The following is a 1265-nucleotide window of genomic DNA, read 5'->3' as shown; positions in this document are numbered from 1 at the left end:
TGCTGCTGCCCGGCCGGCGGGCGGATTTTGTGGTCATGGGGCGTGATCTCATGGTGCGGGAAGTCTGGGTGGGCGGCCAGCGCCGCGCCTGAATCGGGCTACGACATGATCCGTCTGATAGCGCGGGGTTGCGTTTTTTCTGGCCGCCCGCCTTGGCGCGTCCTATTACTTTCCCGCTTCCGCCGCCTGCATGAAGGAACCCGACCCACTCCATGCCTTACAGCCCGCCCCCATGTCACGCACCATCCTGACCGCGTGCCAGGAACGCGCGCTGAATGAGATTCTGGCCGCGCGTGGGGTCTCGGCCACGCACCTGCTGACCGGCTATGCGGGCACAGGCAAGACCACGCTCATGCAGCAGGTCGCCCGTGCGCTGCGCAAAAGCGGGGCGGAAGTCGTGTTCACCGCCGCCACCCACAAGGCCACTGCCGTACTGCGCGCGCGCGTGGGTAATCTGGCTCCGTGCCGGACCATTCATAACGTGCTCTCACTCCAGCCCGGCGCGCAGGACGGGCGCGAGGTGCTGCAACGCGCTGACCGGCCCGAGCCGATTACGGCGGATGTCATCATTATTGATGAATGCAGCATGGTCGGTTCCGAACTCATGCGCTGGGTGCGCGACCTTGTGCCCGACCGTTTCGTGCTGTTCGTGGGCGACCCGGCGCAGCTTCCCCCGGTGGGCGAGGCGATCAGCCATCCTTCGCCATCCGCTCGGCCTCGCACCTGCAGACGGTAGTGCGGCAGGCTGCCGATAACCCGCTGATTGCCGCCGCGACCACCATCCGCGAAAGTCAGGGCGGCCCGCTGGACTGGTCGTGGTGCCGGGCCAACCACCATGACGGCGCGGGACTGTTCGTGCCCCGTACGCCCGATGAGTGGATGCACCGGGCCTTCACATCGGATGAATTCCGCGCGGATAGTGATGCCTTCCGCTATCTGTGCTGGACCAATGCGCGGGTCGAGGCGGTAAACCGCATGGTGCGCCAGTGGGTGCATGGCGGGGATACGCCCACGCCCTTCGTGGCGGGGGAGCGGGTCATCGCCCGCGCCCCGGTCATGGACGCGGACGGGCGGCGCGTGGCCATCGCCACCAATGAGGAAGCCGAGGTTGTTGACATCCGGCCCGCCATGCTGCGCCATGCCTTTCCCGCCACGTCGAAAGTGGCGGGGTGGCGCACGGAGCTTCCGGTCCATGACGTGATCCTGCGCACGCTGACGGGGGAGGAAGCGGCGGTGCCCATCCTGCGCCCCGGGGCGGATATGGG

General features: G+C 67.5%; 1 protein-coding gene and 1 pseudogene. Both read left to right on the top strand.

Annotated elements, in window-relative coordinates; translation table 11 throughout:
* Positions 1 to 190 precede the first annotated feature (190 nt).
* Positions 191 to 736 carry an AAA family ATPase gene (locus JCM25156_RS31615; protein WP_242402732.1) on the top strand — a complete coding sequence of 182 codons (546 nt, stop codon included), beginning with the start codon at positions 191 to 193 and terminating at the stop codon, positions 734 to 736.
* A pseudogene (locus JCM25156_RS31610) lies at positions 736 to 1265 on the top strand (DNA helicase); the annotation flags it as partial. The gene JCM25156_RS31615 and the pseudogene JCM25156_RS31610, both read left to right, overlap by 1 nt.

Source organism: Komagataeibacter kakiaceti JCM 25156 (assembly GCF_000613305.1).
This window is presented reverse-complemented; position numbering and strand designations above follow the sequence as displayed.

Bases quoted from the DNA above. Each gene is read 5' to 3' on its own strand.
- JCM25156_RS31615 (WP_242402732.1), top strand. From the start codon at position 191: ATGAAGGAACCCGACCCACTCCATGCCTTACAGCCCGCCCCCATGTCA.